General features: G+C 71.5%; 16 protein-coding genes. 5 read left to right on the top strand and 11 right to left on the bottom strand.

The genetic code is table 11. The features are described 5' to 3' along the window. Window positions 1–2: 2 nt before the first annotated feature. Window positions 3–800 carry a VOC family protein gene (locus HET64_RS24615; protein ID WP_215109018.1) on the bottom strand — a complete coding sequence of 266 codons (798 nt, stop codon included), beginning with the start codon at window positions 798–800 and terminating at the stop codon, window positions 3–5. 265 nt (window positions 801–1,065) lie between these two features. Between HET64_RS24615 and HET64_RS24620 the strand changes: the two genes are divergently transcribed. Next, complete coding sequence (locus tag HET64_RS24620; protein ID WP_215109020.1) at window positions 1,066–1,650, top strand: DinB family protein; 585 nt, start codon at window positions 1,066–1,068, stop codon at window positions 1,648–1,650. 220 nt (window positions 1,651–1,870) lie between these two features. Here the strand turns inward: HET64_RS24620 and HET64_RS24625 are convergent, their stop codons facing one another. From HET64_RS24625 to HET64_RS24665, 9 genes are all read right to left on the bottom strand, one after another. Beyond that, window positions 1,871–2,536: a lysophospholipid acyltransferase family protein gene (locus HET64_RS24625; RefSeq protein WP_215109022.1), complete on the bottom strand. Its 666-nt coding sequence runs from the start codon at window positions 2,534–2,536 to the stop codon at window positions 1,871–1,873. 377 nt (window positions 2,537–2,913) lie between these two features. Next, window positions 2,914–4,518, bottom strand: a complete 1,605-nt coding sequence (locus tag HET64_RS24630) for a glycoside hydrolase family 13 protein (protein WP_308370358.1) — start codon at window positions 4,516–4,518, stop codon at window positions 2,914–2,916. A 117-nt stretch (window positions 4,519–4,635) separates the two neighbouring features. Continuing rightward, the gene (locus HET64_RS24635) at window positions 4,636–5,496 is read right to left on the bottom strand and encodes a carbohydrate ABC transporter permease (protein WP_215109042.1); all 861 of its coding nucleotides are present in this window, start codon (window positions 5,494–5,496) and stop codon (window positions 4,636–4,638) included. Between the two features lie 133 nt (window positions 5,497–5,629). Next, window positions 5,630–6,565 carry a carbohydrate ABC transporter permease gene (locus tag HET64_RS24640; protein ID WP_215109025.1) on the bottom strand — a complete coding sequence of 312 codons (936 nt, stop codon included), beginning with the start codon at window positions 6,563–6,565 and terminating at the stop codon, window positions 5,630–5,632. 83 nt (window positions 6,566–6,648) lie between these two features. Next, complete coding sequence (locus HET64_RS24645) at window positions 6,649–7,980, bottom strand: ABC transporter substrate-binding protein (protein ID WP_215109027.1); 1,332 nt, start codon at window positions 7,978–7,980, stop codon at window positions 6,649–6,651. A 714-nt stretch (window positions 7,981–8,694) separates the two neighbouring features. Continuing rightward, on the bottom strand, window positions 8,695–8,856 hold the full coding sequence (locus tag HET64_RS24650) for a hypothetical protein (protein ID WP_018956403.1): 162 nt from the start codon (window positions 8,854–8,856) through the stop codon (window positions 8,695–8,697). Between the two features lie 175 nt (window positions 8,857–9,031). After that, window positions 9,032–9,571 carry a DUF6630 family protein gene (locus HET64_RS24655; RefSeq protein ID WP_215109029.1) on the bottom strand — a complete coding sequence of 180 codons (540 nt, stop codon included), beginning with the start codon at window positions 9,569–9,571 and terminating at the stop codon, window positions 9,032–9,034. A 103-nt stretch (window positions 9,572–9,674) separates the two neighbouring features. Further along, window positions 9,675–9,890, bottom strand: coding sequence for a hypothetical protein (locus tag HET64_RS24660; protein WP_215109030.1), 216 nt, complete (start codon window positions 9,888–9,890; stop codon window positions 9,675–9,677). Next, window positions 9,887–10,597 (bottom strand): alpha/beta fold hydrolase, encoded by a 711-nt coding sequence (locus HET64_RS24665; RefSeq protein WP_215109032.1) that lies wholly within the window; start codon window positions 10,595–10,597, stop codon window positions 9,887–9,889. The genes HET64_RS24660 and HET64_RS24665 overlap by 4 nt, the downstream gene beginning before the upstream one ends. A gap of 253 nt (window positions 10,598–10,850) precedes the next feature. On the opposite strand from HET64_RS24665, the gene HET64_RS24670 reads away from it, so the two are divergent. From HET64_RS24670 to HET64_RS24680, 3 genes are all read left to right on the top strand, one after another. Then, a complete protein-coding gene (locus HET64_RS24670) occupies window positions 10,851–12,884 on the top strand; it encodes an NB-ARC domain-containing protein (protein ID WP_215109034.1) in 2,034 nt (677 codons plus the stop codon). A gap of 123 nt (window positions 12,885–13,007) precedes the next feature. Beyond that, a complete protein-coding gene (locus HET64_RS24675) occupies window positions 13,008–13,511 on the top strand; it encodes a GNAT family N-acetyltransferase (RefSeq protein WP_215109036.1) in 504 nt (167 codons plus the stop codon). A gap of 125 nt (window positions 13,512–13,636) precedes the next feature. Continuing rightward, a complete protein-coding gene (locus tag HET64_RS24680) occupies window positions 13,637–14,932 on the top strand; it encodes a serine hydrolase (protein WP_215109038.1) in 1,296 nt (431 codons plus the stop codon). A 62-nt stretch (window positions 14,933–14,994) separates the two neighbouring features. On the opposite strand, the gene HET64_RS24685 is transcribed toward HET64_RS24680, so the two are convergent. Then, window positions 14,995–15,792, bottom strand: a complete 798-nt coding sequence (locus HET64_RS24685) for a PepSY domain-containing protein (protein WP_215109040.1) — start codon at window positions 15,790–15,792, stop codon at window positions 14,995–14,997. Between the two features lie 197 nt (window positions 15,793–15,989). Here HET64_RS24685 and HET64_RS24690 point away from each other — a divergent pair. Next, window positions 15,990–16,202: DUF6296 family protein (locus HET64_RS24690; protein ID WP_251145811.1), on the top strand; the 213-nt coding region annotated here is incomplete at its 3' end.

Here is a 16,202-nt window from a genome sequence, read left to right on the forward strand (position 1 = left end):
GCTCAGGGGGTGTCCGGCGGATGGGCGCAGACGGTGAAGATGCCGCCGTCGGGGTCCCTGATCACCGCTTCGGTTCCGTCGGCGGGCGAGTCCACCGGCGGTCCCGCCGTACCGCCCGCCGCGCGGGCCGCCGCGGTGGCCGCTTCCAGGTCCGCGACCGGGAAGCGGATGTGCCAGCGCGGGCGCAGCCGGGGGTCGGGGGACGAGGCGTCGCCGCCTCCGCGCAGGGTGGCCACGGTGCGGCCGCCCTGCCGTACGACGACAACGTCCTGTTGGTACGCGTAGCCGACCTCGCAGCCCCCGGGTTCCTCGGAGGCCCAGCCGAACACCTCGGCGTAGAAGATGGCGCAGTCGAAGGCGTGGCTCGTCCGCAGTTCGAGGGAGGCGGGCGGGTGGTCGCGGCCGAACGACCAGGGCGGGGTGCGGCCTTCCCAGAAGCCGAATCCGGCCCCTTCCCGGTCGGCGGCCACGGCCCCCCGCCCGGGGCCCAGCCGGATCGGGCCGACGGCGATGGTGCCGCCCCGTTCCCGGATCCGGGCCGCTGTGGCGTCGACGTCCTCGACGGCGAAGTACGGGGTCCAGGAGGCGGCGGTGGGCAGACCGGGGGCGATCCGGCCGATCCCGGCGACCGGCAGGGCGTCGAGGTGGGCGACGGTGAAGCCCTCGCCGAGGGTGCCGGAGCGGAAGGTCCACCCGAGGACGGCCCCGTAGAAGTCCTGGGTGGCCCGCAGGTCCCGGGTCATGAGACTGACCCAGCACGGAATCCCGTGCACCGGGGTGCTCTGCTCTGCCGCGGTCATCGGGATCCGTCTCCTCGTCCCCGGTGGTGAGCCGCCGGACGCGGACGCCGGTCCGGCGGGTGGGCCTGCTGGTCACCGGCCGTCGCAGGCCGGTGCGCTCCGTGGCGTCAGGCGTCCTCCGGAGCGGCACGCCTCCATACCTACGCCGCCGGGGTCGCCGCCGCCACCCGGGCCGCGCCCCGGAACGGTGCGGTGCTGCGGTGCGCACGCCCCGGCAGCCCCCGGACGAGGACCGTGTGTCAGTGCCCGCCGGCAGACTGCCCACATGACCGACTCGCAGCCGAAGGCTGACCTCCAGCACTATCTGCAGGCCGCTCGCGACACTCTGCTCTGGAAGCTCGAAGGACTCTCCGAGTACGACGTCCGACGCCCTCTGACGCCGACCGGCACCAATCTCCTCGGGCTGGTCAAACACGCCGCCGGGGTGGAGCTCGGCTACTTCGGCGAGACGTTCCGGCGGCCGTTCGCCGAGACGCCGCCCGCCTACGGGGACGACGCCGAGGCGAACCAGGACATGTGGGCGACCGCCGAGGAGTCGCGCGAGGACATCCTCGCCCTCTACCGCCGGGTGGCGGAGCACGCGGACGCCACGATCGCCGAGCTGCCGCTCGACGCGGTCGGGAACGTCCGGTGGTGGCCCGGCGAGCGGAGCCGCGTGACGCTGCACCAGATCCTGATCCATGTGATCGCCGACCTCCAGCGGCACGCCGGCCACGCCGACATCGTCCGGGAGCTCGTCGACGGGACGGTCGGACTGCGGTCCGGCACCGACAACATGCCGCCGGGCGACCGCGCCTGGTGGGAGGAGTACCGGCAGCGCCTGGAGCGGGTGGCGCGGGAGGCCGGGTAGGGCCTTGGGGTCAGCTCGGATCAGGGAACGGGGTCCGGTGCGGGCAAGTGCGAGGCGGAGGGGGAGTCACTGCGGAGCCATGGTGAGTGACGACAACGCCGGAGGGGCCCCTCCCTGTTCGAGCGGAGCCGAGAGCCTGGGGGAGCTCGTGCCGGACCCCGCGAGCCCGGCATGATCCAGACGAAGGCCCTTGAGCCGCGCCCTCTGATCACTCGACCGTTCAGCGTCCGGTGAGCGCCGCGGGTTCGCCGAGGTGGTGCGCGGCGGTGCGCCAGGCGGCGGTGACGGCTTCGCGGGCCGTGGCGGTCGCCGCCCCGACATCCGGCGGGAGACGCAGGGGGGCGCCGACGTGGACGTGGAGCCGGGGGCGGCGGGCCGGGGCGGTGAGGAGTCCGGAGATCTGCTTGACGCACCGGCCCGAGGTCACCCGGCGGGCTCCCGCCTGGCCGAGCGGCACCACGGGCGCGCCGGACGCGTGAGCGAGACGGGCGAGACCGCTGCGGAAGCTCTCCGGCGGAGCCTCCGCCGCATCGTCGCGGCAGGGCAGCCGCCCTTCGCCGTAGATGAGCAGGTGACGGCCGTCCCTGAGCGCGACGGCCGCCGCGTCGAGAGCGGCCGCGGCCCGGTGGGTGTTCCGGTGCACGGGCACGTGGCCGCCGCGTTCCAGGAGACGGCCGAGGACCGGTATGCGCCACAGCCCCGCGGTGGCCATGACGACGGGTTCGACGCCGAGGCGCAGCAGTGCGGCGAGGACGATGCCCGGGTCGGCCAGGGAGGTGTGGTTGGCGACGATGATGCTGCCGGCGGCCGGGGCCGTGGCGTGGTCGGACGTGACCGTGAGGCGTCCGAGCGAGGGGACGACGGCGGCGGCGATGCGGCTGAGCACGGTTCTCCCGGGGTTCGGCGGGCGGGGCCGTCGTGGTGACGGCGATGCGGGGTCCGCCTCTCCCGGCTTCGCCCGCCACACCCTCATCGTCGCGGCGGCCGGGGCGTGGGGCCTGAGTGCGGGTACTCAGGCCCCCTGGGTCGATCGACCCGGACCGGGATCCCCGGGCGAAGAACCGTCCGCGCACCGCGGACTGCCTTGTTGCACTGCGACGAGACCGGCGCGGGGCTGGTGCGGGACGGACGGCTGCTCGGCCACGCGCTCGCGTCCAGCATGGGCGGACACGCCCGCTTCGGCGGGGTGGTGGTGCCCGGTACGCGGTCGGGGGCGGCCGGGAATCCGCCCCGCGCCGCCCCCTCCTGTCTCAGCGCTCGTGGTCAGCGCCGCAGCCACACCGCCGTATCGGACGGCAGCCGGCCATCGGCGTCCAGCGGACCGCTCGCCAGCAACATCTCTTCGTGTACGGGCAGTTCTACGCTGCGGCCGCGAAGGTTCACCACGCACACCAGGCCGTCGGTACGGGCGAAGGCGAGCACCCCGTCCTCTGCGGGCAGCCAGGTCATCGGGCCGTCGCCGAAGCCGGAGGTCTCGCGGCGCAGCCGCAGCGCCGCGCGGTACAGGCTGAGCATCGAGGCGGGATCGGCGTCCTGCCGGTCGACGGCGTACGCCGGCCAGTCGGCGGGCTGTGGCAGCCAGGGCTCAGTGGTGGAGCCGAAGCCGCCGTACGGTTCGGCCGCCGCCCAGGGCAGCGGGACGCGGCAGCCGTCGCGGCCGGGGTCGGTGCCGCCGGAGCGGAAGTGCATCGGGTCCTCGATGCGGTCGAGGGGGATGTCCGCCTCGGGCAGGCCCAGCTCCTCGCCCTGGTAGAGGTAGACCGAGCCGGGCAGGGCGAGCGTCAGCAGCGCCGCGGCGCGGGCGCGGCGGGTCCCGAGCTCCAGGTCGGCGGGGGTGCCGAAGGCCTTCGTGGCGAAGTCGAAGGCGGTGTCCGTGCGGCCGTAGCGGGTGACCGTGCGGGTCACGTCGTGGTTGCACAGGACCCAGGTGGCCGGGGCCTGGACGGGGGCGTGCTCGGCGAGGGTGTCGTCGATGGCACGGCGCAGGCGTCCGGGGTCCCAGGGGCAGGCGAGGAAGTTGAAGTTGAAGGCGGTGTGCAGTTCGTCGGGGCGCAGATAGCGGGCGAAGCGCTCGGAATCGGGGAGCCAGACCTCGCCGACGAACACGCCGTCGTACTCGTCGGCTATCACCCGCCAGGAGCGGTAGATGTCGTGGATCTCGTCCTGGTCGATGTACGGGTGCGGGTCGACGCCCTCGGTGAAGTCGGGCAGGTCGGGGTGCTTGGTGAGCAGGGCCGCGGAGTCGATGCGGACGCCGGCGACGCCGCGCTCGAACCAGAACCGCAGGACGTCCTCGTGTTCGCGGCGGACGGCGGGGTGGGACCAGTTGAGGTCGGGCTGTTCGGGGGCGAACAGGTGCAGGTACCACTCGCCGTCGGGGACCCGGGTCCAGGTGTCGCCGGAGAACTGGGAGGGCCAGTTGTTCGGGGGCAGTTCACCGTTCTCGCCGCGCCCCGGACGGAAGTGGAAGAGCTCGCGCTCCGGGCTGCCGGGGCCGGCTTCGAGGGCGGCACGGAACCAGACGTGCTGGTCGGAGATGTGGTTGGGGACGATGTCGACGATGGCCCTGATACCGCACTCGGCGGCTTCCACGATCAGTTTCTCGGCTTCCTCGAGGGTGCCGAAGGCCGGGTCGATGGTGCGGTAGTCGGCCACGTCGTATCCTCCGTCGACGAGCGGCGACGAATACCACGGGGTGAACCAGACGGCGTCCACGCCGAGTGCGGCGAGATACGGCAGATTCGCGCGGACCCCCGCGAGGTCCCCGGTGCCGTCGCCGTCCCCGTCCGCGAAGCTGCGGGGGTAGATCTGGTAGATGACGGCGTCTCGCCACCATGTATCGGTTCGGGAGGGGGGCACGGCTGCCACGTCAGGGTCCTTTCGGGCAGGTGGGGACTCCGCCGCCGGTCGCAGCGGGGCGTTGATGAAGTGACCGGCGGCGGAGAGCATGTCGATGGTGGAGCGAAAAGGCGGTGAGGATGCGGATCAGCCCTTGAGACTCCCGGCGGTGAGTCCGGCCATGATGCTTCGCTGGAAGAAGAAGAACACGATGATCATCGGGATGCTCGCGATCACCAGACCCGCCATGATCTGGTTCTGTGTGACGGCTCCCGCGGTCTGCGAAAGTCCCACGCTGATCGTCATCTTCTCGCTGTCGGGCAGGACGAGCAGCGGCCAGACGAAGTCCTTGAAGACCAGGACGACGGTGAAGATGGAGACCACACCGAGGATGGGCCGCGAGATCGGCAGGATGATCGAGACCAGGACTCGCCACGGGGGTACGCCGTCGATCTCGGCCGCTTCGAGGATCTCATCGGGTATCGAGTCGAAGAACCGTTTGAGCAGGAAGATGTTGAAGCCGTTGGCGGCCACCGGGAACCAGATCGCCCAGGGCGTGTTGAGCAGCTGCCAGCCGAAGATCGGCACATCGGTGACCGTGATGTAGGCCGGAATCATCACGACGATCGGTGGGATCATCAAGGTGGCCAGCATCGCCCCGAGGATCACATTGCCGAACATCGGGCGCAGCTTGGACAGCGCGTAGGCGGCGGTGACATCGACGGCGAGGGCGAAGAGCCAGGCGCCGACCGCGTAGAAGAGGGTGTTCTTCAGGAGCAGCCCGATGTCGAAGAGCTCCCAGGCGTCGGAGAACACCGAGAAGTCGGGGTTCTGGGGCCAGAGCGTGGGCGGCATCTGGGCTATCTCCTCACCCGACTTCATCGCCCCGGTGACCATCCAGTACAGCGGAAAGACGAAGACCAGGGTGAAGACGAGCAGGATGGCCACGAGGACCGTCCAGTAGATGCGGCTGCCCCAGCGGGTCTTGAGCTCCAGGGGCGAGACGATGGTCCGGGCGTGACCGTCGGCCCAGGCGGCGCGGCGCCGCTCGGGTCTGCCGGGGGTCGGCGGCGGTGTCACCTTCCGGGTCTCCCCCGCCGTACCGGAGTGGGCTGTTGTGTGGACTGTGTTGGCCACGGGACTACCTCTTCTCGTCACGGGTCAGCCGGAGCTGCACCGCGGCGACCGCAAGGAGAACGAGCATGAGCATCAGGCCGAGCGCGCTGCCGGCCCCGTAATTGCCGCCGTACACGAAGGCGTACTGGTACATGAGGTACGCGACGGTGACCGTCGCGTTCTCCGGTCCGCCGCCGGTGAGCATGTACGGCTCGATGAACACCTGCATCGTGGCGACGATCTGCAGCATCAGCATCAGGAGCAGGATCAGGCGGGTCTGCGGGACGGTGACGTTCCAGATCCGCTTGAAGATCCCGGCTCCGTCCAGCTCCGCGGCCTCGTACAGATCCCCGGGGATGTTCTGCAGGGCGGCGAGGTAGATCAGGACGCCGGACCCCATGTTCATCCAGGTGGAGACGATCACGAGGGAGATCAGTGCGGTGCTCGAGGAGTCGAGCCAGGACAGTGCCGGCAGCCCGGCGAAGTCCAGGATCTGGTTGAAGAGGCCCGGTCCGGGATCGTAGAACCAGCGGAAGAGCAGCACCGAGACGATCGGCGGCAGCATCACCGGCAGATAGACCACGAAGCGCAAGTAGCCGCGGGCGTGCCGCAGTTCATTGAGCACGATCGCCACCGCGAAGGGGATCACATAGCCGCAGACCAGGGCGAGCAGAGTGAAGACGACGGTGTTCTTCCAGGCCTGGCCGAAGGCCGGGTCGTCCACCACCGTGCGGAAGTTGTCCAGGCCCACCCAGGTGGGCTCGTCGACGAGGTTGGTCTCCTGGAAGGAGAGGACGACCTGCCTGATGATCGGCCACCAGGCGAACATGGCGAAGCAGAACAGCGCCGCACACAGGAAGCCGTACGCGGTGATGTTGGCCTGAACTGTCCGTTTCCGCTGTGCCGCCGGCCTGCGACGCGGCTTGGACGGCCGCTTCGGTTCGATGGTGAGTGTTTCCATGGTGATCTCCCGTTCCCGCCTCTCCCGCCGACCCTGCTCGGGTGCCGCCCTCCCCTCCTGAGCGGCACCCGGGACAGTTGCCGTCAGCCCCTGGCCAGAATTCCGTTGGCCTTGGACTCGGCGTCCTTGAGCAGTTTGTCTATGTCCGCGTTCTCCCGGGTGAGGACCGCGGACATGGGCACGTCGAGCACCGCGTAGAGCTCCTGGGCCTTCGCCGGCTCCAGCTTGAGCTCGACGCCCTTGGAGGTGTTCACGTAGGGCTCGTAGTACTCGACCGGCAGGACGGCGTTCGCCTCCCGGTCGTCCGCGATTCTCTGACCGGTCGGGGAGTCACCCATGTAGTCGTTGTTGGGCACACCGACGGCCTCGGCGTTGGCCTTGCCGCGGGCGTAGTCGTGTCGGCCCTTGCCCGGGGTGTTGAACTGGAAGTCGATCCACTGCATGGCCGCCTCTGTCTCGGCGGCGTTCGCCTTCGGATTGACCATGTAGGCCTCGCCGCCGGTCAGCGACGCCTGGCCCTCGGGGATGCCGGTGATGCCGTAGTCGTCCTTGTTCCCCTGGAACTTCTGGACCACGTCGGTGACGACATCGGGGGCTCCGAGCATCATGCCCGTCTTGCCGGCGGCCATCTGCTGCATCAGCGTCTCCCAGCCGATCAGCACCTTCTTGCCGACGCTGTCGTCCTTCCAGCGCATGTCGTGCAGCGTCTGGAGCACGGCCTTGCCCTCCGGGCTGTTGAACGCGGCCCTGCCGTCGACGGCCATCTCGCCGCCCCGGCTGAAGATGGACTGCGCGAAGTGCCAGCCGCCGACGTTGCCGCCGCCGTACTCGCCGTAACCGACGTAGCCGTCACCGAGGGCGGCGATCTTCTTCGCCGCCGCCCTGACCTCGTCCCACGTCTGCGGCGGGGCGTCGGGGTCGAGACCGGCGTCCTTGAACAGCTTGCGGTTGTAGACCAGGCCGACGCTGTAGCTCACGTTGGGGACGCCGTAGCTCTTGCCGTCCTTGGTGACCATGTCCTTGACGTCCTGCTTGATGTCGCCGTAGTTCTTCACGAGGTCGGTGACGCCCGTGATGTCCTTCGCCTGCTTCTTGGAGATCACGTCGGCGTAGTTGGTGACCGGCACCATGAACACCGTCTCCATCTGACCGCCGGCCAGCTTCGCGGCAAAGGTCTTGGGGTCGAAGCACGGCTGCTGGTCGGTGCTCTTGACCTTGACACCCGGATGCGCCTTCTCGAACGCGACGACGTCGTCGTTCCACGCCTCACGCTGCTTCGGTGCGGTCTTCGCCGGCTGACACGCCACGGTGATGGCCACGTCTCCTCCCGCGTCGGACTCCGAGTCGCCGCCGCAGGCAGCGAGGCTCATGACGAGACCTGTGGTCAGGAAGATCGCAAGTTTGCGGGGCTTCATTACGGCTCCTCTGGGGTGACGCCCAAGCACTGCCTTGATCGGAGCGTCACGATAGAACGGCAGGCAGAGGTACGCAATATTCCGATCCAAATTTGCAAGATTACGACTACATCACGCCCTTCTGGCCCTGACGGACCAGCAAGAGCTGCGCTCGGCGGGATTCCGGACACCCCTGGCGCGCTCCGGACCCCGTGGGGGAAGATGAGCAGGCCCCCGCCCTCGGCGAGCGCGACCGGAGCGCCCGCAGACCCACGGCCAGCCGGTGACGGCGTTCTGTCGAACCTCGGGCCGATTCGGCAGGCCGAGCGCATGCGCCACCACATACGCGCAACATTCCTTGATGCTGCCGTAAATTTCTAACAGTCTTTGCCTGTCGGGGGCTTCCAGCGACGACGGAACCGTGGGTGGAGCACGGAAGGGGGCCACCCTCGACGGCCGGCTGGGAGCGCTCTCCACGCGGCTGCGTGGACCGCTCACCGAAGCACGGCCGTCGGGCGGTCGCGACGGGGTGGCCGGGGGCCGCGGTGGCATCGGGCGCGATGTTCGGACGCCCGGCCTACCGCAGCCTCACCCGCTTTCACTGACGACGGCTCTTCAGCGAACCATCGCGTCACGAACGCAAGAATATGGCAATAGTTGCAGGACGTTTATCGTCCTGTGATGGACATGGCCGCCACGGGGCGGCTGTGGCCGGGGGTTCCGGCCTGCGGGCACCTAGCGGGCGGCTGCGGCCGTCCGCACCGTGCCGAAGTCGATGGCGCGGTCGGCCTCGCGCAGGACCTCCTCGGCCACTCTGCGTACTTCGGCGGGCACGTCGCCGTGCTCCTCCACGAGGCCGGCGTAGATCGGTGCTTCGGTGCTGTCTGCGGAACTCATACGGTTTCTTTCCCCGGCGGTCTGGTGCGAAAAGCCCCTGCCGGTCGGCGGAGGCGGGGGCGAGTGTACGTGGTGGGCGGCGGCGGTCGCGATTCCATTCCGGCGCACGGACCCCGCCGCACCTGCTGGAACAGCGCCCCGCCCCGCCCCCAAAAGGGCGCGGGCGGCGACTCCGTCACCGCCCGCGACGGCCGACGCCGAGGTGCTGCACGGAAAAGCCCGCGCGGGCGGCCAGCGCGGTCAGCTCGTCGGCACGGGCCGCCCGCAGGCCCACCACCGGATAGCAGTCGGACCCGATGTCGAGGACGGCCAGCGCCGCACCGATCTCCCGGTAACGGCGGCCGCAGGCGTGCAGGAACTTCTCGGTCGGCAGGAGCGTCTCGTCGGCCTCGAAGAGCACCCACGGGGCCACGGAGGGCCTCGATTCCAGCTGCCGCAAGCGGTCCCGGATCTCCTGCGCGTCCTCCTTCCAGTCGAACTCCGCGAGCAGACCGTGTGCGTCGAGCGCGTCGATCAGCGCGATCCAGGCGAGGTCGTCCACCGGCTCGTCGATCCCCCGACCCGCCAGGCGGTCCCCGAAGGCGCCCACGTACTCGTGCGGGCTGTCGTGGGCGCGCAGCGCCTCCTCGGCCACGGCGGGGTGCGCAGGGGCGAGCAGTGAGGCGATCTCGGCCAGGGCCGTGCGGATCGCGTCGGCGTCGTGCGGGTCGGGCATGTCGTGCACTCCTCAAGGGTGTGGGAGAGCGCCGGAAGGCGCGGGGTGGGACCGGGAGGCGGGGCGCGGGGGCTGCACGTGCTCCAGGAGGCCGGGACGTTGTCTAGGCCGTGTCGGCCGAGCGCCGCCGCCGGGCCTCGGGCAGGGGCCGGTGGCCCTCGGTCCACTCGTTGACCCAGCCGCAGCCCGAGCAGGCGTACCGCCCGTCGAGACCCGCGATCAGGGTGCCGCAGCGCGCGCACCCGATGAAGGTGATCTCCGGGTGCTCCGTGGCCGCTTCGTCCGGGGAGCGCCGCTCCGGGCGGGGTGAGGCCGTCATCGTGGGGCGTCCGTTCCCGCGGCGTCCAGCAGGATGCGGGCGAGCTCGGCCGGCTGCGAGAACATCGGCCAGTGGCCGGTGTCCATCGTGACCAGCCGCCACCGCTCGCCCGCCAGCAGCTCGGCCACCTCGGGGCTCGGCTCGGGCCAGTCGAGCAGGCACTTGACGTACGTCGCGGGCAGCAGGCCGAGGGGACGGGCCAGAACGGCGGGATCGGTGAGCGTGGCGCCGGGGTGGGGTGTCGTGCCGCCGAGGAACCGGGCGAGCTGATCCTCGGTGAGGCCCTGGTCCGCACAGTCGGCGGCGGCCGGCGGCGGCCAGAAGCCCCCGTTGGCGGCGATGGCGGCCTCGACGCCGGCCCGGCCGTCCGGCCAGCCGGAGACGAAGGACTCGCCGTCGGCCGGAACGTTGGAGTCGACGAACACCACGCGGGCGAGCCGGTCGCCGATCCGCTCGGCGGCCTGCCCGACCGGAATGCCCGCGTAGCTGTGGCCGACCAGCACCACGTCACGCAGGTCCGGACACTCGACCGCGTCGACGATGTCCTGGACGTGGGTCTGCCGCCCGGCCGCCGCGTCCTGTCTGTCGGCGAGGCCCGAAAGGGTCAGCGGGTGGACCCCGTGGCCGGCCGCGCGCAGGCCGGGCTCCACATCGCGCCACGCCCACGAGCCGAGCCAGGCCCCTGCCACCAGTACGAATTGCGTCATGCCAGCAACGTAGCGCAGGGGTACGACAGAGCCTCCCGGCCGCCGTTTCGTCCGCCGCCGTTCCGTCAGCGGTCAGCGCCTCGCCGTCCTCGCCGTCTTCGCAGCACCGGAGCGGGGCGTTGGGGCGCGGGCACACCCTGCCCTTTCGATCGGGGTGACTTGCCGATCGGGCAGGATGCGTTGTCGGCCGTTTCTGACTGCTTTTCGCTATGAACGGAGGCGATGGGCCGCGGCGAGGCAGGATGTCCCCGTGATGGGCAACCTCCCCGTCGTGACGACCAGCTTCGTCGGACGCGACAACGAACTGGTCAGCGTCGAACGGGCACTTCGAGAGCATCGGCTGGTCACGCTCACCGGTCCCGGCGGGGTCGGCAAGAGCAGGCTCGCCCTGCGCACCGCCGAGCGTGCCCGGGACCACTACGCCGACGGCGTCTGGTGGGCCGATCTCTCCCATCTGCACGACGAGCAACTGCTCGCCACCACGGTCTGCGACGGCGTCGGACTTCTGGACCACAGCCCCCGCCGGCCCGTGGCCGCGCTCGGTGAATGGCTGTCCGGTCGGCGGGTGCTCCTCGTTCTCGACTGCTGCGAGCGGATCGTCGGCCCCTGCGGGCAGCTCGTGGCCGAACTGCTCGCCTCGGCGCCGGGGCTGACGGTCCTGACCACCAGCAGGGAGCCGCTGGGCGCGGCGGACGAGAAACGCGTCGAGGTGCCCCCGCTCTCCGCGGGCGACGACGGTGACGAGGCCGTCCGGCTCTTCCACGAGCGCGCGGCCGCCGTCGCCCCGGCCCTCTCGCTCGACGACCCCGAAAGCGCGGCCGCCGTCGCCGAGATCTGCCGTCGGCTCGACGGCATACCGCTCGCCGTCGAACTGGCCTGCGCCCAGCTCCGCGAGAGCAGCGCGCTGGAGATCACCGGACGGCTGGCCTCCCGGATGGAGGAGCTCACCGACGACACCGTCTGGCCCCGCCGCCACCGGGCCCTGCGCACGACCATCGGCTGGAGCCACGAGCTCTGCGCACCGCTGGAACGGCTGTTGTGGGCGCGGCTCTCCGTCTTCCGCGGCGTCATCACCACTCCGGACGCGGAGGCGGTGTGCGCGGGCGGACCGCTGGACGCCGGGGCCATCGCCCCGGCCCTGGAACGTCTGGCCGACCAGTCCGTGCTCCGGCGGACGGGGAACGGCTACCACATGCTGGACACCCTGCGCGAGTACGGGGCGATGTGGCTGGCCGAGCTGGCGGAGGACGCGCTCCTCGCGGACCGGCACGCCCGGCACTTCGCCCATGTCGCCGTCCAGGCGTACGGGGGCTGGCTCGGGCCGTCGCAGGTCCTCTGGTACCACCGGATCGCCGACAGCCACGCGGACCTGTGCGCGGCCCTGGACCATCTGCTGGCCGAGGACCCGGAGATGGCGATGGAGATGGCCGGGTGCGCGGGCCTCTTCTGGAGCTGCTGCGGCCATCTGCACCAGGCCCGGACGTATCTGGAACGGGTGCTCGCCCTGCCGCTCTCCGCCGGCCCTCACCGCACCCGGGCGCTGTGGGCCCTGGGCATCACGCTGACCCTGCAGGGCGACCACGAGGCGGCCCGGCGCACCGGCGAGGAGTGCCGGCACGCCGCACACCGCGACGAGGCCCCGGAGGCGGTGCTGCTCGCGGCCCACTCCATGAGCTTCACGTATCTGATGATGGGCCAACCGCTCACCGCCTACGCCGTCAGCGACCAGGCGCTGAGCCACCACGACGGCGACCCCGCCGACGCCCCCTCGCAGCTGCGCTGCCGGGTGATACGCCTGTTCGCCCTTTCCGCGCTCGGCCGGCTCGACGAGGCGTACGAGGAGGCCATGCGGCTCCAGCGGATCAGCCTGCGGTTCGGCGAGCACTGGGCACGGGCGTACGCCGATCACCAACTCGCGCTCATCCACCTTCTCCAGGGCCGCCCCCGTCATGCCGAGAGCCACGCGCGCGCGATGCTCGCGAGCAAGCACGAGCTCCACGACAGCCTCGGCATAGCGCTCGGCCTCGATCTGCTCGCCGGATCCATCGCCGCGCAGGGGAACGGAGTGGCCGCGGCCCGTGCCTCCGGTACCGGGCACACGTACTGGCGCATGATCGGCCACCCGCACCGGGGCACCCCGGAGCTCGGGGCGATCCGCGAGCAGTGGGAGCTCAGGGCCCGGCAGGTCGCGGGCGACTCGGCGTACGAGCGGGCCTACCGGCGCGCCTCCGCCGACGACGCGGAACGCGGCCTGGCCCACGCACTGGAGCGCGGACATCCCGGATAGCCGGAACCGCCCGCCGCACCGGCCCCGCCGCCCGGTCTCCGGGCGGGGACGCCGGCCCCCGGAAGCGAGGCCCCGGACGGAAGACGCCGGACACCCCGACGTGACACCACTTAGCATCCCCGTATGACGTCCATCAGCCGGCTCCGTCCCGACCATGCCGAGGCCCTGCTCGCCTTCGAGCGGGAGAACCGGGCCTACTTCGCCGCCTCCATCACCGACCGGGGCGACGGCTACTTCGCCGCGTTCACCGAACGCCACAAGGAACTGCTCGCCGAGCAGGACGCGGGGCTGCACCATTTCCACCTCATTGAGGACGAGGACGGCGGCATCCTGGGCCGGATCAACCTCCTCGGGGTGCGGGAGGGTTCGGCCGAGCTGGGCTACCGGATAGCCGAGAAGGCCGCGGGGCGCGGGCTGGCCACCTGGGCGGTCCAGCAGGTCTGCGTCCTGGCGGTCCGGGAGTACGGCCTCACCGCGCTGCGCGCGGAGACGACGCTGGACAACACGGGATCCCGCGCGGTGCTGGCGCGCTCCGGCTTCGAGCCGCTGGAGGACGTCATGTTCGGCGACCGTCCCGGGCGGCGGTACGTCCTCGATCTGAGCGGGGGCGCTCCCCCGGCCCACTGAACGGCACCCGCCGGAGAGAGCGGCGGCGCGGAGCGGGCGGGTGACGGTGTGCCGTCCGACGCCGGCGGTGTGGCGGTGATCGGCCGGATGGTCCACCTCGGGGGCAAGCCCGGTCCGGCCGCCCGATGCTGGGGCTCGCGGGAGCGGACCCCACCGCTCCGCACGACGCCCACCGCCTTCAGGAGACCCCCGTGCCCGTACGTTCTCGTCCTGACGCCCCGCTCCCCCGCCCCCGCGGCCGGTCCCGGCGGCGAAGAGCCGTCGTCGCGGCCCTGGCGGCCGCATCGCTCGCCGGGCTGATGTCCGGCCCGGCCCACGCGGGCGGGGACGGCGGCGACGGCCCGGTCGACCCCGAGCTGCGGCGGGGGCTCCAGGCGATCGTGGACACTCCGGGAGGGCCGCCCGGCGCCATCGCCGTCCTCACGACGGGCGGCCGGAGCGAGGTGTACCGGGCGGGTACGTCGCAGCTCGGCACCGCGCGTCCGCCCGGGACCACCGACCACATGCGGATCGCCAGCACGGCGAAGGCCTTCAGCGGCTCGGTCGCCCTGCAGCTGGCCGAGCGGGGCGCACTCCGCCTGGACGACACCCTCGGCCGACAGCTGCCCCGGCTCCCCGCCGCCTGGCACCGGGTGACGCTCCGCCAACTCCTGAACCACACCAGTGGGTTGCCCGACTACACCGAGGCCCCGACTTTCATCGCCGAGCTGACGGCCGACCCGCGCCGGCGTTTCGACTCCCGTCGGCTGCTGGACTACGTCGCCGGGGACCCACTGCGGTTCGAGCCGGGCTCGGCGTACCGCTACTCCAACTCCGACAACATCGCGGTGGCGCTGATGGCCGAGGCGGCTACGGGACAACGGTACGAGAAGCTCCTCGCCGAGCTCGTGTACCGGCCGCTCGGCCTGCGCGACACCAGCCTCCCGCAGGGCTACCGGCTGCCCGAGCCCTATCTGCACGGCTACGCGGTGGAACCGCCGGACGCACCCGAGGACGTCAGCACGGTGCTCGGCGCGTCCGGCGTGTGGGCGTCGGGCGGCATCGTCTCCACCCCCCGGGACCTGGGAGCCTTCATCCGCGGCTACGCCGGGGGGCTGGGCCTCGGCCCCGAGGTCCGACGGCAGCAGCTGTCCTTCGTAGAGGGCAGCTCCGAACCGGCCGGCCCGGGGCGCAACCGGGCCGGCCTCGCGGTGTTCTCGTACACGACGCGCTGCGGCACCGTGTACGGCCACACCGGCAACTTCCCCGGCTACACGCAGTTCGCCGCGGGGACCAAGGACGGCAAGCGGTCGCTGACCGTGTCCCTCACCTCCCAGGTGAACAGCTCGACGAACCCCCGGCTGCTGGCCACGCTCCGCGAGCTCCAGGAAGACTTCGTCTGCCGACTGCTCGACCGCCGGAAGCCGGGAACCGCGCGCTAGAAGACGGGAAGGGGTACGCCGGGCAGCCGGCGTACCCCTTCTCGGGTCAGGCGGGGCGGCGGTCAGTCGTTGTCGGTCTCCTCGCGGACGATGGTGTCGTTCTTGGCGTCCACGTCGAAGGTCGTCTTCTTCCAGTCCGAGCCGACCACGTCAACCTGCCAGACGACTCCGTCGCCCTCGTTGTCGTCGAGGCCGACGGAGGTGACCGTCCCCTTCTTCTTCTCGGTGGCGACCTTCGCGGCCTGCTGCGGGGTCTGGGTGGCCTGGGCGAGCCGGTCGGCCGTCTGCTTCTTGTCGTCCGCGTCCTGATCCGCGTCGACACGGGCCTCGATCACCTTGCCGTCGACCGCGTTGATCCGGACGGTGTGGACCGTGCCGTCCTTCTCCGCGACCTCCGCGACCCAGACCGGGCCCTCGGAGCCCGGGCTCGCGCTGGGGCTGGACGTGCCGGTTCCGCTCGGGCTCGCGGAGCCGGTCGGGCTGGCGGAACCCGTGGGGCTGCCGGATCCCGTCGGGCTGGGGCTCTGGTCGTTGTCGTCGTCGTCCACACCCTCCAGGTCCAGATCGACCAGCTTGCCGCCGGCCACCTCGCCGGCGGCGGTGGTGGCGGCGTCGTCGAAGGTGACCTTCGTGGCGTCGAGCACCTTCTTCCGCTCCTGCTGGTCCTCGGTCAGCTGGGCACTGGCCGAGGGCGACGTCGTCTGCTTCTGCGGGACGACCTTCGCGGCTTCGGAGGTGGCCGCGCTCGTCGCGCTGTCCGAGCTCTGACCGCATCCGGTCATCAGAACGGCCGTGGCGGCGGCCATACCGAGGGCGCCGACCGTCTTGAGGGTGCGAGGACGGGAAGAGGCACTGTTCATTCGTCGAGGCTCAAGTCTCATGCACGCATGCCTAGCCCCCCGGGCCACCGGTCATGTTGTCCTACCGGGGAGTCACCCGATCGACCGGGCGGGTCCGCCCGTTGGCCGTTGCTCCCCGGGCGGCCGACGCCGGGGTGCGAAACAATGGCGGCAGGGCCGTATTCTCCGCGCCCGGCCCGGAGGCCGTCATGGACCACATGGTGCACACCGAGCGTTACGAGCTCATCTTCCAGCTGTCCGGCGCCGCGGACGACGTGGTCCGCGTGCGGCTCACCGACCGGCTGGGGGCCGGCGGATTCCCGGTGTACGAGGACGAGACGGGGATCGTGCGCGCCGAGATCAGCGACCGGGGCGAGGTCCGCATGCTCGCCAGCGGCGGCCACCAGGTCCCCGGCACCCCCCTGCTGGCC

Origin of the sequence: Streptomyces sp. McG3 (assembly GCF_018619185.1) — a bacterium.
Classification (GTDB): domain Bacteria; phylum Actinomycetota; class Actinomycetes; order Streptomycetales; family Streptomycetaceae; genus Streptomyces.